Origin of the sequence: Amycolatopsis sp. cmx-4-54, from assembly GCF_046548895.1 — a bacterium.
Taxonomy (GTDB): Bacteria; Actinomycetota; Actinomycetes; order Mycobacteriales; family Pseudonocardiaceae; genus Amycolatopsis.
Genome location: NZ_JAEBEJ010000001.1, coordinates 298423 through 315591 on the forward strand (window position 1 = coordinate 298423; position 17169 = coordinate 315591).

General features: G+C 67.6%; 14 protein-coding genes. 10 read left to right on the forward strand and 4 right to left on the reverse strand.

Features of this window, described 5'->3' with window-relative positions:
* The first annotated feature begins 104 nt into the window (after positions 1-104).
* The 9 genes from ACLJQ7_RS01475 to ACLJQ7_RS01515 all read left to right on the forward strand — a co-directional run bounded on the left by ACLJQ7_RS01475 (position 105) and on the right by ACLJQ7_RS01515 (position 6771).
* The gene (locus ACLJQ7_RS01475; RefSeq protein WP_410646272.1) at positions 105-311 is read left to right on the forward strand and encodes a hypothetical protein; all 207 of its coding nucleotides are present in this window, start codon (positions 105-107) and stop codon (positions 309-311) included.
* Between the two features lie 103 nt (positions 312-414).
* A complete protein-coding gene (locus ACLJQ7_RS01480) occupies positions 415-834 on the forward strand; it encodes a hypothetical protein (RefSeq protein ID WP_410646274.1) in 420 nt (139 codons plus the stop codon).
* 745 nt (positions 835-1579) lie between these two features.
* Positions 1580-2287 (forward strand): hypothetical protein, encoded by a 708-nt coding sequence (locus ACLJQ7_RS01485; protein ID WP_410646276.1) that lies wholly within the window; start codon positions 1580-1582, stop codon positions 2285-2287.
* Positions 2288-2357: 70 nt separating this feature from the next.
* Positions 2358-2891, forward strand: coding sequence for a hypothetical protein (locus ACLJQ7_RS01490; protein ID WP_410646277.1), 534 nt, complete (start codon positions 2358-2360; stop codon positions 2889-2891).
* A gap of 724 nt (positions 2892-3615) precedes the next feature.
* The gene (locus tag ACLJQ7_RS01495) at positions 3616-4260 is read left to right on the forward strand and encodes a hypothetical protein (RefSeq protein ID WP_410646278.1); all 645 of its coding nucleotides are present in this window, start codon (positions 3616-3618) and stop codon (positions 4258-4260) included.
* Positions 4261-4408: 148 nt separating this feature from the next.
* Positions 4409-4720 carry a hypothetical protein gene (locus ACLJQ7_RS01500; RefSeq protein ID WP_410646279.1) on the forward strand — a complete coding sequence of 104 codons (312 nt, stop codon included), beginning with the start codon at positions 4409-4411 and terminating at the stop codon, positions 4718-4720.
* 243 nt (positions 4721-4963) lie between these two features.
* Positions 4964-5323: a hypothetical protein gene (locus ACLJQ7_RS01505; protein ID WP_410646280.1), complete on the forward strand. Its 360-nt coding sequence runs from the start codon at positions 4964-4966 to the stop codon at positions 5321-5323.
* Between the two features lie 387 nt (positions 5324-5710).
* Positions 5711-6013, forward strand: coding sequence for a hypothetical protein (locus ACLJQ7_RS01510; protein ID WP_410646281.1), 303 nt, complete (start codon positions 5711-5713; stop codon positions 6011-6013).
* A 365-nt stretch (positions 6014-6378) separates the two neighbouring features.
* Entirely contained in the window at positions 6379-6771 is a 393-nt protein-coding gene (locus tag ACLJQ7_RS01515; RefSeq protein WP_410646282.1) for a single-stranded DNA-binding protein, read from the forward strand.
* A 134-nt stretch (positions 6772-6905) separates the two neighbouring features.
* On the opposite strand, the gene ACLJQ7_RS01520 is transcribed toward ACLJQ7_RS01515, so the two are convergent.
* Positions 6906-7457: a hypothetical protein gene (locus tag ACLJQ7_RS01520; protein WP_410646283.1), complete on the reverse strand. Its 552-nt coding sequence runs from the start codon at positions 7455-7457 to the stop codon at positions 6906-6908.
* Between the two features lie 527 nt (positions 7458-7984).
* On the opposite strand from ACLJQ7_RS01520, the gene mobF reads away from it, so the two are divergent.
* A complete protein-coding gene (gene mobF / locus ACLJQ7_RS01525; protein ID WP_410646284.1) occupies positions 7985-12592 on the forward strand; it encodes a MobF family relaxase in 4608 nt (1535 codons plus the stop codon).
* A gap of 535 nt (positions 12593-13127) precedes the next feature.
* On the opposite strand, the gene ACLJQ7_RS01530 is transcribed toward mobF, so the two are convergent.
* Genes ACLJQ7_RS01530 through ACLJQ7_RS01540 form a run of 3 tightly spaced genes read right to left on the reverse strand, consistent with a single transcriptional unit; the run spans position 13128 to position 17025 of the window.
* Positions 13128-13817, reverse strand: a complete 690-nt coding sequence (locus ACLJQ7_RS01530) for a hypothetical protein (RefSeq protein ID WP_410646285.1) — start codon at positions 13815-13817, stop codon at positions 13128-13130.
* Between the two features lie 57 nt (positions 13818-13874).
* Positions 13875-15716 (reverse strand): type IV secretory system conjugative DNA transfer family protein, encoded by a 1842-nt coding sequence (locus ACLJQ7_RS01535; RefSeq protein ID WP_410646286.1) that lies wholly within the window; start codon positions 15714-15716, stop codon positions 13875-13877.
* On the reverse strand, positions 15703-17025 hold the full coding sequence (locus ACLJQ7_RS01540) for an ATP/GTP-binding protein (protein ID WP_410646287.1): 1323 nt from the start codon (positions 17023-17025) through the stop codon (positions 15703-15705). The genes ACLJQ7_RS01535 and ACLJQ7_RS01540 overlap by 14 nt, the downstream gene beginning before the upstream one ends.
* Positions 17026-17169: the final 144 nt, after the last annotated feature.

The following is a 17169-nucleotide window of genomic DNA, read 5'->3' on the forward strand; positions in this document are numbered from 1 at the left end:
ACACCGGAATGACCGACCCAGAACCCCCGCCGGCCTTCGGCCCCCTCCTACGGCGCACTGGGCAGAGCCGCGTTCCACAGACACCCCAGCCCCAGGAGGACCCGATGAGCGACCAGACCCTCTTCGCCGACGTCGCAACCGAGGTCGCCGCAGCCGAGTTGATCCAGGACCTGCTCGGCGGCCACGTCATCGAACACACCCCGGACCCCGCCACCGTCGAAGCGTGGCGCGCCTACGACGACCGCGAAGCCGCCGAAGACCGGATCGCCTTCGAACTGATCGCCGACGACCTGACCGCTGCCGGCTGGTGAGTCCGACGCCTGGCGGGCCGTAACCGGCCCGCCACGACACCCAGGGAACCCAGCAAACGCCGCCCAGGACCCGTACCTACCGCCGACTCGCCAGGAGCGCACCATGCCCACCGCCGCACTCCTCAAGTACATGGACGACCGCGAGCACATAGCCCGCACCCTTGCCGCCGTCGCGGCCAAACACCGCGCGAACGGCGACCCCGCAGCCGCGCGAACGGCAGACTGCTTCGCCGCGTGGGCGTTCGCCCAGGCCGTCGGGATCCGCCTCATGATCGACGGCATCAAGGCCACCTGGACCACACGGCCCGATGAACCCCGCAGCCACGGCGTCACCCTCCCCAGCGGGGTTTTCATCCCCACCCGCCCCTACGCCAACACCACCGCCGCGGTCCTCAACGGCCAGCGCGTCCGCCGGATAAGCCTGCACCATTCTGACAGCGCCCGGTACGTCTCGTCCGTCATCTGGCACGCCGCCCGCGAACTCGGCACTCCGGCCGCGGACCAGGGCGGAGCCGTCGCCTGACCCAGTCCACCCGCCTGCGTAGCGGCGCCCGGCACGACCGGCATCGAGCCAGCGCCGGGCGCCATCCTCACATCCCAGGAGCCTTCCCGTGACCCGAGACAAACTCATCCGCAACACCCTCGCCACCCTGGTCGCGACCGTTGTCTACAAGGGACTGTTCGCCCTGGCTCACCACTCGATCTCCTGGCTGCTGGCAACAATGCTCGGCGTCATTGTGTATTCGGCGGCGTTATATTCCTCGGCGACTGGTAGACAAGTTCCGCGGCAAAGATGGCCGCCCATTCTTGTCGGCTCCTAAAGAATGGTTAACGAGTTATTGCGTCGGAAATGGCGCCGCGGTTAATCGGTTGTCCCGGGGGGCGTTCGCCACCCCCCGGACCCCCCAGGCAGGCGCTCGGGAATGGAGCAGGAAAGCGGCGGTTCGGTGGGTCTTTGTGCTTCATTCCCTCGGCCTTCCTGATGTCTACCAGGGGTGTCAAGGGAAAAAGCGCCCTTGACACCCCTGGCTTAACGACATCAGGCCGAGGGAATGAAGCACAAAGACCCCCCTTTGCAGGCAAGGACTAAAAGCAAAAAGCCCCATTCTTTAGCTCGGCCTGACGCGGAAAATATCTCCAAAAAATGACCCGCTGACACTCCCTTTTCGGCGCAAACCAGGTAATATTGTCGTTGTCAGGGGGAACGAAAACCCCACCCGGAGCCGCCAAAACTCCGGACGACAACCCCACGAAAAGGAAACGCAAACATGACCACCACTGTCGCCGCTCCCGCGAACGCTCACCTCACCCTCGTTGACGGCGCGATCACCCTCTGCTCGAACCCCGACTGCCACCTCGTGCTCACCGACTCCGAGAAGCGGCGCAGCGTCCGCCAGCGCGGATTGTGCACCGAGTGCCACACCAACGGCGTCACCGTCCCCGAGCTGATCGCCGCGCCGGAGGCCGCCACGCTGCCCGCGCCCGCCGAGGAGACCGCCGCGCCGGAGCCCGCCACCGAGGCCGCGCCCGCCGAGGAGACTCCCGAGGAGACCGCCGCGCGGCTGCACGCCCTGGGCATCGACCCGGAGTCGGGGGAGATCTACCGGTGCGGGTACTGCGATACCAGCATTGCCGCCACCCCGGACGCTGAATACTGCGGCCCGTCCTGCGAAGAGGACGCCGTCCGCGCGAAAGTCCGCGCGGAAGCCCTCGCGATCGCCGTCGGCATCGTGCGGTTCGCGTACCCGGAGATCAGCGGCTACGAGGCCGAGACCGGCCTTACCGCCGCCGTCAAGCACTGGAGCAACGGCCGAGTGGCTGGACAGGGTATCGCCGCCGCCGCCCGCGCCTGGATCCCCGACTACGCGGACATGAAGCCCGCCCACCAGGGCATCGCCAACGGCAAGGTTTTGCCGATCCTCAAAGCCGCCATCAGGGCAGCCCGAGAGTACGCCCAGGCGAACCTTCCCGCCTGACACCCGCGACCGGCGGCCGGAAACCCGGCCGCCGGTCCCCCCGGTGCTTTCACCCCAGGAGACCGCGAGCATGACCAGCTTTGACACGTTCCCCGAGCCGGATTCCGGCGCCGAGTTCGACGACCACGCCCCGGACGGCCGCCGGGTATTCGACATGCCCAACGACGCCGACACGTTCGACCCGAACGCCTACCAGCACTGCTACGAATGCGGCCGCATCTACCCGACAGAAGCCGACCTCATCAACGCGTACGTTGCGAACGGAGACGCCAAGACACCGACGCCCGCAAGCGGCGCGAAAATCTCTTTCTGCCCCGAATGCCTCCACGACTTTCTCTACATGCCGCAATGCACATGGACCGCCAACAACGGCGACCAGTGCACATTAACGCCCGGCCACGACATGGACCCCGGACACCTGATCATCGACGTTGATTCGATCAGTGGGCGCCCGATCTACCACGTCCATGAGCGGAAGATCTACTACTTCACCGACGACCACGAGCCCATCAAGCCCGCCCAGCCCTGCGACGTCCACGGGGACGGCTGGGGAATCCATCAACCAGTTTTCGCGTTCGAAGACTGCCAAGGACGCGTGATCTGACCACCCGGACCGAACGCGCCCCGCGAGCGAGGAGCCACCAGCTTCCCGCCCGCGCGGCGCGAAGCATCGGTGGGGCCGGCATCGAGCCGCCCCCACCGATCTGAAGGGGCTCGCGCCCCCTCAGACTCCCCGCGCCCCCCGCCCACCCGGCCCGCCTGCCGGCGGGCAAGGGATCGGGCTCCGGCGCCTGAGGCGCCTCCGCCCTGATGCTGCGCATCTTGGCGTGGTCGGCGCCTGGCGGCGCCGACCACGCGGGCTACGCGCCTGGCGGCGCTACGCCAAAAACCGCCCACCCGCACACCTCGCCGACCGACCAGCACCCACATTCCGAACCGCCACGGAGCACCACTTCGCCGCGTCCCGCCCGATGCCCCCGCCCAGCCGCGGAGTACCTCGCCCTTACAACCACAGCGCGAGGACAAGGCCGGACTTCGCTGCACAGCAGTCAGGAACGGCCCTCACCGCAGCCGAGCCGGACCAGCATGGCCCGCACGGCCGACACAGCACCACCAGGCCCGGACGTCGCCGAAACGCCCGAGGGCACCACGGCACCGGAGAGGCACGCGGCGATGACCCCGCGCGGGTGCCGGTCGGGTGACGGTCCTCGCTGCGCTGCGGGCCACCCGACCGGCCCGCACAGAACCCCCGCCGTCCTAGCGGACCTCTCCCGCACCGTGCTGGGCACAGCCGCGTTCCACCGACGCCCAGCCCGCCAGGAGGCACCATGTTCAGCGACCACACCAGCCCCGGACCGCTCCCCGGCGGCGTGCTGCGCCGCAGCACTGCGGACTTTGTCCAGTCCGGCACCGAACTGCTCAGGGAAATCGAACGCATCGGCAACCACGCCGGCTGCCAGCCCGCCGACTGGAGCTGGACCACCCCCTACTCCAGCACCACCAAAATCCCGACACCCGGCCCGACCCTGCGCGGTCACATCTACACACGCCACCCCGCCGCCGCCCGCCAAGCCATCCAGCAATGGGCCAACGTCCTGGGCCTGACCCCCAGCGAGAAAGCCCACCCCGGCACCCTCAGCTACAGCGGCGAAATCGAACGGCTCCCCATCGAAATCTGGACCGTCGTCGACGACAAAGCCTTCGGCCACCGCAAGCACGCCATGCTCAAGCTCTACGCCCCCGACTGGATCCTCACCGCACTGTTCACCATCGCAGCCACCACCGCCGCGATCACGCTCAAACGCCACCGCGCGCTCACCAAACCCTCACTCGCTGACCCGCGGCTCGCCCCGGCACGTACATCGGGCCGGGGCGAACGCGCGCGCCGAGGCCGTCGCCCCGGCAACGCCCCAGTCGCGGGCGAGCCGACGCACCCGACACCAGCACCCCCGCCGACGGCTTCGCGGCGATGAACCCGGCCCGCCCGGCCCGGTGACGGTCCTCGCTGCGCTGCGGGCCACCGGGCCGGGCGGGCCAGAACCCCCGCCGCCCTGCGGGCCCTCCACCGCGGTGCAGCCCCGCGCCCCGTCAGCACACCACCCGCTGAAAGGGCACGCACCGATGACCGAACACACCCTCACCCCCAACAGCTCCTCACCCCACCACGTGATCATCGTCGGCTGGGACTCCCGCATCCGCACCTTCTTCGCCCGCGTCTACCGCGACGCCCCCGGAACCAACCCGGAAAACGTGCTCTGGGAAGGCCTCAACACCGGCGAATACACCAACGCCACCGACATCGTCGACCTCGTCACCCCCTACACCGACACCACCACAGTCAACATCCCCAAACTCACCGACGCCCTCACCGAAGACCAGGACATCGCGCGCTACGCCCCCAGGGGCCGCAACAACGCCGCCACCCGCTGGTAACCCAAGCCCGGCCGGGCTCCGAACCGGAGCCCGGCCGCACCCCACGCGACCCCGCACTGACAGGCCAAGACCAGCACAGGTGCCGAGGCTCCGCGCCGATGAACCCGCCCTGCGGCGGGCGGAGCATGGCGGGATGAGCCACTGAGTAGCCCGCCGCAGGACAGAACCCCCGGCGCCCTGTGGGCCCCGGCACCTGTGCTGAGCCCCTGCTGTCCGTGCACCCGCACCGCGAAGGGCAACCCGATGACTCAGCACCACATTCCGCCGAATGACACCCACTCCGACCATGTCATCGTCGCCGGTTTCGACCGCCAGACACCTACGTTCTTCGCCCGCGTCTACCGCAGCACCAGCAGCGGTCCAGAGCACGTGTTGTGGATCGGACGCCCATCCTCACCGATCGCGAATTACAGCGTCATCACCGACTGCATCGAGCCCTACGTCGACACCGACAAAGTCGAACTCAGTGAAGTCGCCACCGCGTTGTTCCTGGACATGGTGTTCAGCCCCGACGCCACCACAGCCGAAGCCAACCGCGTCACCCAGTGGGATCCCGACCGCCTCGACATCGCTCCCACCGCAAAGACCGGCACCGGCCAGTAGCGCCCAGGTACCCCCGCGCCCGTTACCTCCACCCATGTCACAAGTCCGCCGGTAGCCAGCTGCGATGACCACGCGGCCGGCTCCACTTCCCGGACCCGGCCGCGCCGCGTTGTCTGACGGCATCCGCCACCCAGACGAGATCGCAGGCCATCGGGCTCCCTCGTGCGGAGGCCGCGGCTTGACGTCCGACGTCAGCACACCCGGCGAGGGCAAGCGGCGCATCTGCCACACCCGGCCGTGCGGGTGAGACAAGCCCCTGCGGGGGTCGCGCTCCGCGCGATCCCACCCGCACGGCCGAGCGTGACAACCACGCCGTCCTCCGGACCCTCACCCGGCGCGCTGATGCCAGCGCCCCGTCAGCGCAGAACCACCGCACGAGGGAGCCCGATGACCCGCCACAACCTCACTCCCGCAGACCCTGCACTCGTCAGCCAGATCACCGTCGGCTGGGACCGCGCGCTGCGCAGCTACTTCGGCGTCGTCATCGCCGCCAAACCCGATGACGACGGGGAAGATGTCCTCCTGGTCGACGTCGGCATCTTCCCTCGGGTCACCGACCCTCAAGAAGTTCTCGACAAGGTCGCCGAGTACACCACCGTCCCGAGCGAACTCCTGCCCCGACTCAAAATCGACGCAGTGTACGCAGACAGGCTTTCAATGAGCCAGTACAACGAAGTCGTCAACTGGTGACCCTGTCACCAGGGTGGCCCCATTCCCACTGGGCCACCCGGTGACGGCTCCACCCGGAGTCGGAGGCACCCCGCCGGGCACCTCGGAAACCCAGCACATCCGGCGATCGCACCGCCGCTGTCGTCCAGACACATCAGCCCGTCCGTCTCCCGGAAGCCGGCCCTGGCGCACCGCAACACAGGCCAGCAGAGCGACACAGAGGCAAGCGCCGATGGTTCCGCCGGGGTCGCGCTGGCACGCCCTCGCTCCGCCCCGGGCTACCAGCTCAACCCCGGCGGAACCCCCGCCGTCCTGCGGACCCCTCCATCACCCCGCTGACACCACGCAGCGTTCCACCAAGCCCAGTCCTCAAAGGAGACAGCCAGATGGCCACGAACTTCATCGTCGGCAATGTCAGCTCAGTCGAAGGAACCCGCCGCACCCTCAGCGGCAACCTCGAACTCAAGTTCGAGGTAGCGGTGAACTCCACACGCCGCGGCGCAACCGGCGACCACAGCGACGACCGGCCCCAGTACTACACCGTCGTCGCCTACGGCAGCCTCGCCGAGAACACCGCCCTGACCTTCAGCCGCCACGAGAAGAACGGGGTCGGCGTTCGCCTGGTCATCGGCGCACGGAGGCGAGACAGGTCCACCACCCTCGTCGCTGACCAGATCGCACCCGACCTCCGCTGGGTCACCGCCACGCTCACCAAGTCCGGTCCGAACCCCGAACCCACCGAAGCGCGCATCCTGGAACCCTTGACCGCCGTCGCCTGACAACAGTCGATGTAGCGAGTTGCCGAGACAGAGTTCTGTCTCGGCAACTCGCCGCATCATCCGCCGTCGCCTAACAACTCACGCTCAGCCCGGCAGCAGTATCGAACCGGGAGATTCGCCGCACATCCGCGACGCTACTCGCTCTCGGCGGCCATGGTTGTCTCCTCACCGATGACCTCCTCAGACATCGGAGTCTTGGCGACGACCGCGAATCCGTTCACCGAAAGCGGTCGTTCCGACCCAGGACCCGAGTTACCTCCCGGAACGGCACGCTCGACCCGCGCCCCCGTATCCACCCGCGCAGCCTGCTGAGCCCACCGCCGCAGATCCTCAACCCGAAGATCTGTGAACTCCGCCAACTCCGCCTGCGTCACTCGTCGTTCCCTAGTAGCCGTCAGCACCGCGCGCCCCACAGCCAACTCCGCGTCCCGCACGACGGACCCGTCCGCCAATGCCGAGTTGAACGCCGCCCGTAACTCTGCCGCACGAGCGTCGCCGTGCGACAACCTCAACGCGGAGTCGAACGCCGATCGCAATCGCGCGTCGTTCTCCGCGCGGGCCTGCTTCGCCGCCGTCGCCGCCGTAGCAACCTCGACAACCGCCTCCTCCCGCGCCTGCCGTGCTTCCTCAGCCTGCCGGCGGATCTTCTTCCTGATTTCGCTTGCGGTCAAAGCCACCGCGATCACTCCCGAGGCTCGTTTCGAGCCCCCTCCCTGCCCTGACCGTAGATCACCGCACCGTCGCGCCGCATCCGATTGTCCGGTCAGGACATCTCCTCCGACGCCGTTCCCCTCCCGACCGCTAACGGCCGTCCGCCCGGCCCGAGTCCCTTTTGGCGAACGCGCGAACGGTGCGCACCGCGAACGGCGAGCCGCGCGCACGACGCAAGCCATCGACGCGGGTGCCCGCGCCGATTCTGACTACTGACGGCCTGACGGCCGACTGTCCTTTCTGTCGTCTCCGCTTCGCTTCGACGACGGCGCTCGCCAGCGAGCGCGGATGCCCGCTGACGCGGGCACACCTCGCCGAAGGCGAGGTGGAAAGACAACGGACGGCCTGACGGCCGACCGTGTCGTTGCCCGCTGACGCGGGCCTTGTGGGCGGTAAACCGCCCACAAGATCAACAACTTTGAGCTAAGGTATCGTCACGCGAATGAGGAACAATGATCTTGGGTGAGATCGTTTTCCCAGCTCACCGTAGGAGGTGAACTGGATGGCGTGGATAACGCCTATCGGCTCCGATCCGGCCCAAATCGACTACCGACTGGGCATCGGTCACGGCTGCCTGGGCGAAGCCATCACCGACGCCCAGTTCGCCGACCACCTCGACCTGCGCGAGGAGCCACTCGTGTGGGTCGGAAAGGGACTCGCCGACCTCGGAATCACAGCCGGAACCGAACTCACCCCCGACCAATTCCACAAAGCCCGTGCCCTGGTCAACGGCTATCACCCGACCACCGGTGAACAGCTCGTCGCACACAAGAAAGGTGTTCCGCACGAAGCGAAACTCGCGGTAGCACCTCTCATCAGGATGATCGAAGGCGTCGCCCGCGAAGCCGACGTCCCCCTCAACCAGGTCCTCGTCACCGCCCGGATGCGCACCATGTTCGCCCGCGCCAAACGATCCCTGCGCAGGCAAGGCGAAAGGGCGGCACTGCGAGCAGACCACGCCGGCCAGCTCGCCGACGCCGCCGAACTCGCCCCCGCCGACATCTGGGGCGAGGACGTCTTCACCACAGCGTTCTCCAACCTGACCCGCACGATCACCCTCCCCGACGGCAGCCAGCAGCACATCGACAACCGGATCGTGGTTGGCAACGTCGCCTACGACGCAACCCTCACTCTTCCCGGATCGTTCACCGCCCTGCTCGGCCTCCTCAAGTCGGTCGACCCCGGCACCCACGCCGAGCTCACGGCGATCTACACCGACCAGGCAATGGCGACGTTCAACTGGGTGGAAGACGCCGTCGCCTACGGGATGCGGGGCCACCACGGCGACGGCCAGACTGCGGACGTCACCCCGGGAAACGGGTTCGCTGGATGGGCGATGTTCCACCGGACAGCACGACCTGTCGGTGATGCACCGGTTGGGGATCCGCACTGGCACGTTCACTACACCATCGCGAATATGACCAAAGGCGAAGACGGGAAATGGTCCACGATCGCGGCTGGCGGACGCGATCTGATGCGCCACGCACCCGTGGTCGACAAGCTGCTCCAAGCCAGCGTTCGCAACGTCCTCAGTAGCCGCTACGGGATGGAGTTCCGCCGTAGTGAACGAACTGGCCTGTGGGAGATCGCCGCAGTCCCGGACGAGGCTATCGCCCTGTTCTCCAAACGCGGTGAGGGAATCGAAGCCGCACTGGTCGAGATGGGGCTGAGCCCCGATGACGCCACGGCAGCCGTCCGACGGGTCGCTGCGGGCATGACCCGCGAACGCAAGAACGACAGCGCCGCTGCATCAGACCAGACCCTCGCCGAATACTGGCGAGACGAAGCCATCGCCGCTGGCCTCGACCCTGACCAGATCGTCCGCGCTCCTTTCGCCGCTGGCGAATCCACCTCGGAAGCGACGCGCATCCCAAGCCTGGAAGAGCTCGCCGCGCAGCTGCAGAACCCGGAGACCGGCGTTACCGCGCACGGCCGCCGCTTCTCTCGCCTTGACGCGATCATCGCGGTCGCAGAGGCACTTCCAGCCGGTGGAACGCAAGCCGACATCGAGCAACTGGCCGACCATGTACTCGAGCAAGCAGGTTTCGTCCAGCTCGGCGACACAGGCCAGCCGGGTGCGCCGGTCGGTACCGACGTGGTACCTACCAACGGCGAGCGCCGCCAGCTCGGCGCCGAGCACATGGCCAACGCCACCCTCTACACCACCGATGACGTCATCGCGGCAGAAAGAGTCATCGTCGCGAAGGCCGAAACCAGTGCCCCTGACGAGACCAGCATCCGCGTCGGCCGCGAGACCGCCGAACTCGCGGCCACCACCATCGAAGCCAGTGGCGGCTTCGAACTCTCCTCCGAACAATGGCGCCAGCTGCTTCGCATCACCACCTCAGGCGCCGGACTTGACACCCTCGTCGGCCCGCCGGGAAGCGGGAAGACAACCCTCATGGACGCCGTGCGCGCGGCCTATGAGGCGGAGGGATTCGTCATCGCCGGCACCGCGACCCAAGGTGTGACCGCCCAGACCCTGCAAGCCGAATCCGGGATCCCCAGCCGAACCATCACCCAATGGCTCTGGCGCATCGAGAACGGGCCCGGACTGCGCGGTATCGACGTTCTCGTCCTCGACGAAGCCGGAATGATCGACGACCGCGCCCGCGCACGGCTCTACCTGGCCGCTACAGCCTCCGGCACCAAGATCCTGGAAATCGGTGACCCGAAACAACTCCGCGGAGTCGGCATCGGCTCCAGTTTCGCCGTCATCCACGCCCTCGTCGGCGGGGGCGAACTCAAGGAGAACCGGCGCCAGGTCGACGCCGACGAACGCGCCGCCATCGCCGCTTGGCGCCGCGGCGACTACAGCGAAGCACTCACCTCCTGGGCCGACCGCGACCGCCTCATCGCCACCGAGACCGGAAACGAATCCATCGCCGCGATGCTCGCCACCTGGCTCGACCAACGACAAGGCGCGCCCGACCCGCTCACCGAACAACGCGGACTGCTCATGGTCGCGGCCACCAACGACATGGTCGACCGGCTCAACGACGGAGCCCAGGCTCTACGCGCCGTCGCCGGTGAACTCGGCGAGACCCGCGCCTACGACATCTCCGGCGGCCGGACCGCCATCTTCAGCGAAGGTGATCACGTCATGGTCCGGGTCAATGAACGCCGCCTCGGCGAACCAGACGTCCTCAATGGCTACCGCGGCGTCATCGACACCATCTACCAGGACGGCAGCATCGCCGTCCATTGGGAACGCGCCACACGCGGCGGCCGCGTCGTCGAACACGCCGACCTCAGCCCGGCGTTCATCGCCAAAGGGGGCCTGACCCTGGGCTACGCCATCACCATCCACAAAGGCCAAGGCCTCACCGTCGGTTCCGACGGCGCCACGTGGACCGGACCCGACGGGCAACGCCGCGGGGGAGCGGTCTTGTTCAGCGCGACCGGCGCGGACAACCCCGGCACCTTCGTCGCGGCCACCCGACACAAACTCGCCGTCTGGATGTTCCTCGCCCGCAAGGAACTCGAGACCGCCCACGACGTCTACTTGCTCGGCTTCCCCCGCAAAGTGTGGGATCGGACCCAGCGCGTCATCACCAAAGTCATCAGCCGCGCGGAAGCCACCGAGTTCAACCGCAACGACATCCCGGCCCTGGTCGATCTCGGTCTCCTCGACGTCCCCACCTCCGCACGACGCACGACCGAGCCCGCGCTGCCGGATCCGACCGCGAAGACTCCGGAAGAGATCGAGCAACACCGCGCGCTGCGTGCCCGCGTCCACGCCGAAGACGTCGTCCGCCGCGTCAAAGCCGAACGACTGCTCCGTGAGGAATGGGAGGACCACCCCGCCGTCGACCGTGTCGTCCACGGCACCGCGTTCCGCGCCCTAGCCCTCACCCTCGACCGTGCCGACAAAGCAGGCCGCAACCCCCGCGACCTGATCCGCGACATCAACCCCGACAACCTCATTAACCCTGAAGTTCACGACCCGAGCCGACTCACCGCCAGTCTGGTGAAAGCCTCCGCACAAGCCGACCCCGCGACCACCCAGCCACGGCCGAGACCACTCACCAAAGCGCAGCGTCAAGCCCGCGCCGACGCCATCGAACAAGCCCAGCGCGACATCGCCGCCACCCTGCTCCGCCAGGAATGGGCCGAACACCCCGCCGTCGACCGCGTCATCACCGGCACCGCGTTCAGCGCCGTCGCGCGAAACCTCGCCAAGGCGGCCAGAGCCGGACACGACCCCCGCGCGATCGTGCGCGACCTCGATCCCGACTACCTGCTCCGCCCCAGGATCGACAACCCGAGCGTCTACGCCGCCTCCAGGATCCGAGCAGCGATCACACCACAGGAAGCCGCGCACCCATCGCCGACCGACCGGCCCCGCCCGGTCGCGCTCCCGCCGAGGCACCCCGACGCACCCGCTCGGCTCGACCACCTCATCCCCGCCTACCAGAACACCCTCGAGCACCTCACCGGACAACCTGCCCCGGTCCCCGCCGCCGGTCCAGCCAGCCCCAAGCCAGCGCGACCCCACCAGCCCCCAGCGACCCGAAACCGCGACGCGATGTGGCCCAGCTGGATCCCCGGCCCTCCAGATCGGGTGCCGCGGACCGGACGTGAGAAGTCACTCGCCGCAGCCGTCGCCACCGACGCCCGCCGCATCCGCGCCCGCGTCGTAAAACTCGGTCGGGAAGCCGTTCGCGACCGCCCCGAGTGGGTCGAGCAACTCGGCCCACCGCCCGACGGAGCCGCGCAGCGTGCCCGATACCTCGCAGCCGTTACCACCATCGCCGCCTACCGTGAACAGCACAGCATCACCGGACCGGACCCGCTCGGGCCCGCACCGGCTGAAGGGGAGCCACGCGCTGCCCACAATGCCGCGACACAAGCACGCGACTCCCTGATACCCACCATCGAGCCACGCATCGGGCAACCCAAGACCTCAACGGCACCAGACCTCGCAGTCGGCAAGCATCAAGATCGGACGGCAGCCGACCCGAGACAAGGGCGACCCAGCCAGGCCAGTGAAACCGCGGCCCGCGCCGAACGCATCACCGACCACCAACGGCAGCCCCGTCCACGTCTGCCTCTCCAGGACGAGCCCCGCCGCCCCGCACCGGGGCAAAGCCCACGCCCCGGTCTTTAACGCCCAGACACGCTAACCTCGCCCGACGAACGGGATGTCCCGGCTGCTCGAAATCTCTTTCCGTCGAGCATTGCGCCCGATCGGCGTCTTTCAAGGTGACCGGATGGTGACAGCAGAACTGGGACGGAAGGAGCACCAGGCCTCTGCCGCGCAGATAGAGGTCCTAGTCGACGTAGTCGAGCACCCGCAACACAGGTGGCCGCTACGTGACGCGCGGATGCAGGGTGGCGAGCAACCGACCGACGCCACCGGTCAGCAATGCCTTGCACGTCGGGATCGGTCAGCCTCGACTTGCGCGCGCAGCCGTCCCCGATTCGGCTCGACTGCGTCGAGCAAACCAGCGGCGGAAGGGATGTTCCACGGTTTCATTGTGAGGAAACATGGGGCTGCGGCAGCAGGCCGCGTGACAAGCCGCGTTGTTGGTAAGTTCCTGCAGCCAGTGGTGCCCCACCTCAGCGGATGGACTGCTCTCACGTACCGCAAGCATGCGGGCGACTTCCTGCCCTGCACATCGATCGCTTCGCGTTCATTTGAGTCAGCCGGACGTGGGCCACGGAAGCGGTTGTTCGGAAAGGCGTGGCCGCGAGCCTGCTTCGGCCGCGATGAAATCCTCAAAGCCGCTGTCGGTCGGGTCCTGCCGTGCGATCGGTTGGACGTGCCGACGTGATTCCTTGCATTCGCGCCAAGACGCGTGGGCGGCGAGCCGGGACAGACATGGCCACAGCCACCGGTCCCGCCAGGCCGTCATCGCAGAGGACGGCTGGTCGCCCGCACAATACGCTTCGCGCCAGGCTGCGTAGAGGTCGGAAAGCTCGTCGACGGCGATAGTGTGCCGGTACCAGCAGGGCGGAATGCTGACCTCGCTGCCCAGCGGATAGCGTCGCGTGAGGTAGTCGACGAACCAGCGCGTCTCCTTCCAGAGCTGCACCGCGGCGTCCTGGTTGAGGAACTCCCACGCCCATCGGGACGGCTGCGCCACATTGGCCTGGTCGACCAGCGTCTTCTCCAGCTTATGAAAGCCAGCGTGCAAGGCGGTGAGTTCTTCGGACTGTGTCGCGGCCTGGCCGCCGAGTTCCGCCACGGCTCCGCCGAGTTCGCGGAGCAGCCCTTCGTGTTGTTCGGAGGTGGAGGCGAGTTCGGCGACCACTTCCGGCACCATCTCGATGTCGACGACCGGGACGCTGGTGTCGTCGTCCGGGAACTCCGGAGGCTCGGTCTCGGTCATTCTCCTCCCTTTGAGTGAGTCTGAGGCTGCGCTGGTGAGTCGGTCCGGCTTTGAGAACTACTGGGAGAGCGTGACGATGCGGCGAGTTTCCTCGCGACTGGCGATAACCCGGTCACGGATGTCCGGGGAGTCCCACCAGCCGGGCAGCTCGACCCGAGCTGCCCTCATGTTGCGGTAGAACAACAGTGCCTCGCCTTCGCCGAGTTCCCGGATCGCGTCCACGGTCAGGGCGCGTTCCATGCGTGGCGAGATGGTCACCTGGTCGCGTGCGTTCCCGGTCGAGACGCTGGCTTGGTCGACCGCTCGTTCGCGCAACAGATCGGAGATGCTCTGCAGGTCCTTCGCGTTGCTCAGTCCACCGAGGATGAGCTTGATCGACGCGTTGTCCCAGATCTCAGTCGCCTGCTCCACCCCCCACCGTTGGCGCAGCTGCGAGAGAGACTGAACGTAGACGTACAGCTGGACTCCGCGCCCGCCGGAGTCGGCCAGTCGGGCGGCGAGATCCTCGAGTGGTGTGATCCCGCTGGCTTCGTCCATGACGACTCGGAACGGCGGGTCCAGGCGGAGATCTCCCTGTGGGCGTTTGGTGAACTGCTCTGCGCCCGGCTTTTGCGACAGAATGTCGGTGCGGTGGAGGATTTCGGCCATGAGAGCGGTGATCATGGGTGCGGCGGAGTTCTTGCGGCCGCGGGAGATCATGTACAGCGTGTCGGTGCCGGACAGGATGAAGTCGTCGATGTCGAATGGCCTGTCGCGAGGCTTCGGTGTCAGGGACCGCATGACGGTCGGCGAGTTCAGTGGTCGCAGGATCAGCTCTAGGGTGGAGAAGATGCCGCCGGCGCCGCTGGTGTCGCTGGTGCTTTTGAGGCTGTCGAGGAGGTTCCGCAGCCCACTGCCGATCGCCGGTGCCGCATCAGCGTGGGTGTCGAGAATTTGTGCGGGCTGGTAGGACTGGCTGGTGGTCCAGTACCAGATGCTGTCTAGACCGGCTCCGCTGAGCGCGGCGGCGTGCAGCATCGCCGCGAGGACACCTTCGCTCTTGCCGGAAAAATAGCCGCCGTTCTTGGTGTCTTCCAACGGCATCGCACTGCAGATGGCGATCGATCGGCGCAGCGCGACATCGAAGTCCTCGCACCCGGCGATGGGGTTCCACCGAAGCTTGTCCGGCCAGGGAACCCGACTCTCGGGATCAAACACCCAGACCCGGCCACGTCTGCTTCGGTCCATGATGGTGAGCTCAACGACGTCAAAGCGGGTCGAGGTCGCGAGCAGCGCACCTGGTGCGCGCAGGACGTCCGAGACAGCCTGGCGTTGGGTTTTGCCCATCCGTTGGGGTGCGACGACCAGCTTGGAGTCTTCGTGGGTTCCGTAGAGGCCTTCGCCGGTGCCTGGCCAGCGCGCAAAGAACGTCCCGGCCTCATCCGGGCTGAGGGAGCGGACGCCTTCCAGCGAAGGGCGCAGGCGGCGAGCGGACCTCGCCACAGCGGCTGCGCCGAGCCGAGCGAGGACGGTGGCCTTGTCAGCCAATCCGGTCCGGTGATCACCTCGGCGGCCGCGGCTTCTGCGTCGCCATGCTGAGATCCGCCACCACAGCGCTCCTTCGGCTGCCACGATCAACCCCACCAGGAGATAGGTCAGGACGGCAGGGCCTGGGCGCGGATCGGTGCGCCACGCGGCCGCAGGATTATCGGGGCTGGCCAGCCAGCGACCCAGCACAAGGGGAAGCTGAGCGGGAGGTGGCCACGCCCAGCCAGCGCCGCTGAACAGGCCGGACAAGGCCGCGCCGATCAGCGCCGCGAGAGTGAGGCCGATCAGCACCGCCGCGACCACCGGATAGAACGTGCTGACCGGCGGCCGGGCGGACGTGTTCCGGAGTGGTTCCGGGTCACGCTGAGACACGGCTGCTGCTCCCCGTCAGAGCGGCGTCGGTGTCGGTTAGTGCGATCTCGCGCTGTGAACGTTCGTGCCTCAGCAGGATCGGATCCCGGCTGCCGACTTTGAGCAGGCAGGTGCCCTGTTCCAGCGCCATGATCGTCTCTTCGGTGCCGGCGGGAAGGTTGTAGAGCTCCACACACGCCTCGGCGTCGTCCTGGCTACCCTGCCCGTATACGAACACGGTCTCGGCTTCTTGCAGCAGCGAGCGGGCGGGGGAGTCGGGGGGAAGGTCGGAGATGTGGTGGAACCCGGCGATCGTGGCCAGACCGAGCCCTCGGGACAACTTCGTGTTGCGGCGGAAGATCGCTCCGACAGAGCCTTCGGCGACATGCCAGCCCTCTTCGATTACGTTGACCGTCTGCTGACCCTCACCTGAGCGGCGGGCGAGCATATTCGCCTGCCAGGTGTTGATCAGGGTCATGACCACCCGCAGCGCAGGACCGTCGAGCGGCAGAGCCGAGATATCGAAATGGGTGAAGCCCGAGGGATGGTCCAGATGCACTTCTCGGCTGGTTTCGGCGTCGACCAGCCCGGCGAGGTCCTCCTCGATCATTCGCTCGAGCGCGAACGCGGGGTCCAAGCCCCAGTCCTGTAGTTCCCGGACCTGTCGACTCAGCACGCGTGCCTGGTCGTCGGAGGGATTGAGCAGGTGGTGGACGACGTCACTGATCACCGGCACGCGATCGCGGTTGTGCGCGTCCCGGGTAGCTGAGACCAGCGCGAGCCGAAGCGCTTTGCCCTCGCGCTCGCTAACCGGCCGGCCGAGAGCTTCCGCGAGCACCGCGCGCAGCAGCATCATCTGTCCGGTCGGGCGCGCCAGCCCGCCACGGGCGTCGGCCTCCAGGTTTCCGGCCTCCAGGTTTCCGGCCTGGTCGTCACCGAGCGCGATTACCGGGTCCAGCAGGTTCAGTCGCGAACCCCGGCCGTCTACGGTGAACCGGATGCTCGGCGCGCCGAGAAACCTGGCCAGCGCGGTGTACTCGCCGACCCCTGCTTGAAGCTTTTTGTCCAGCACCACGACGCGGCGGTTGTCGAGCAGGAGTTGCCGGGTGCAGGCCCAGGTTTTCAGCAGCGAGGACTTGCCCTTGCCGACGTCGCCGATAACGGCGGCGTTCGGCGAGCTGATCAGTTTGTCCTCATAGGACACGAACGGGTCGTGGGTGACCAGTTGCCCCGAGAGGAGGTCGGTGCCGACGATGAGTCCGCGATAGCTGGTCGGCGGTGACGACAGTGCCAGATTCAGCGCCTCGGCTTGCCGCGTCGTGGTGTGCATCGGGTCGACCCGTGGCTCGTACCAGCCCCAGCGATCCAGCCACCGCCGTCTGCGAGGCGGGGACGCGAACTGAGGTTCGGGACGTTGCGACGGAGGCTGTGGCGGTTGCCAGCCGACCTGCGGTGGCGTCTGCTTCGCCCGCGT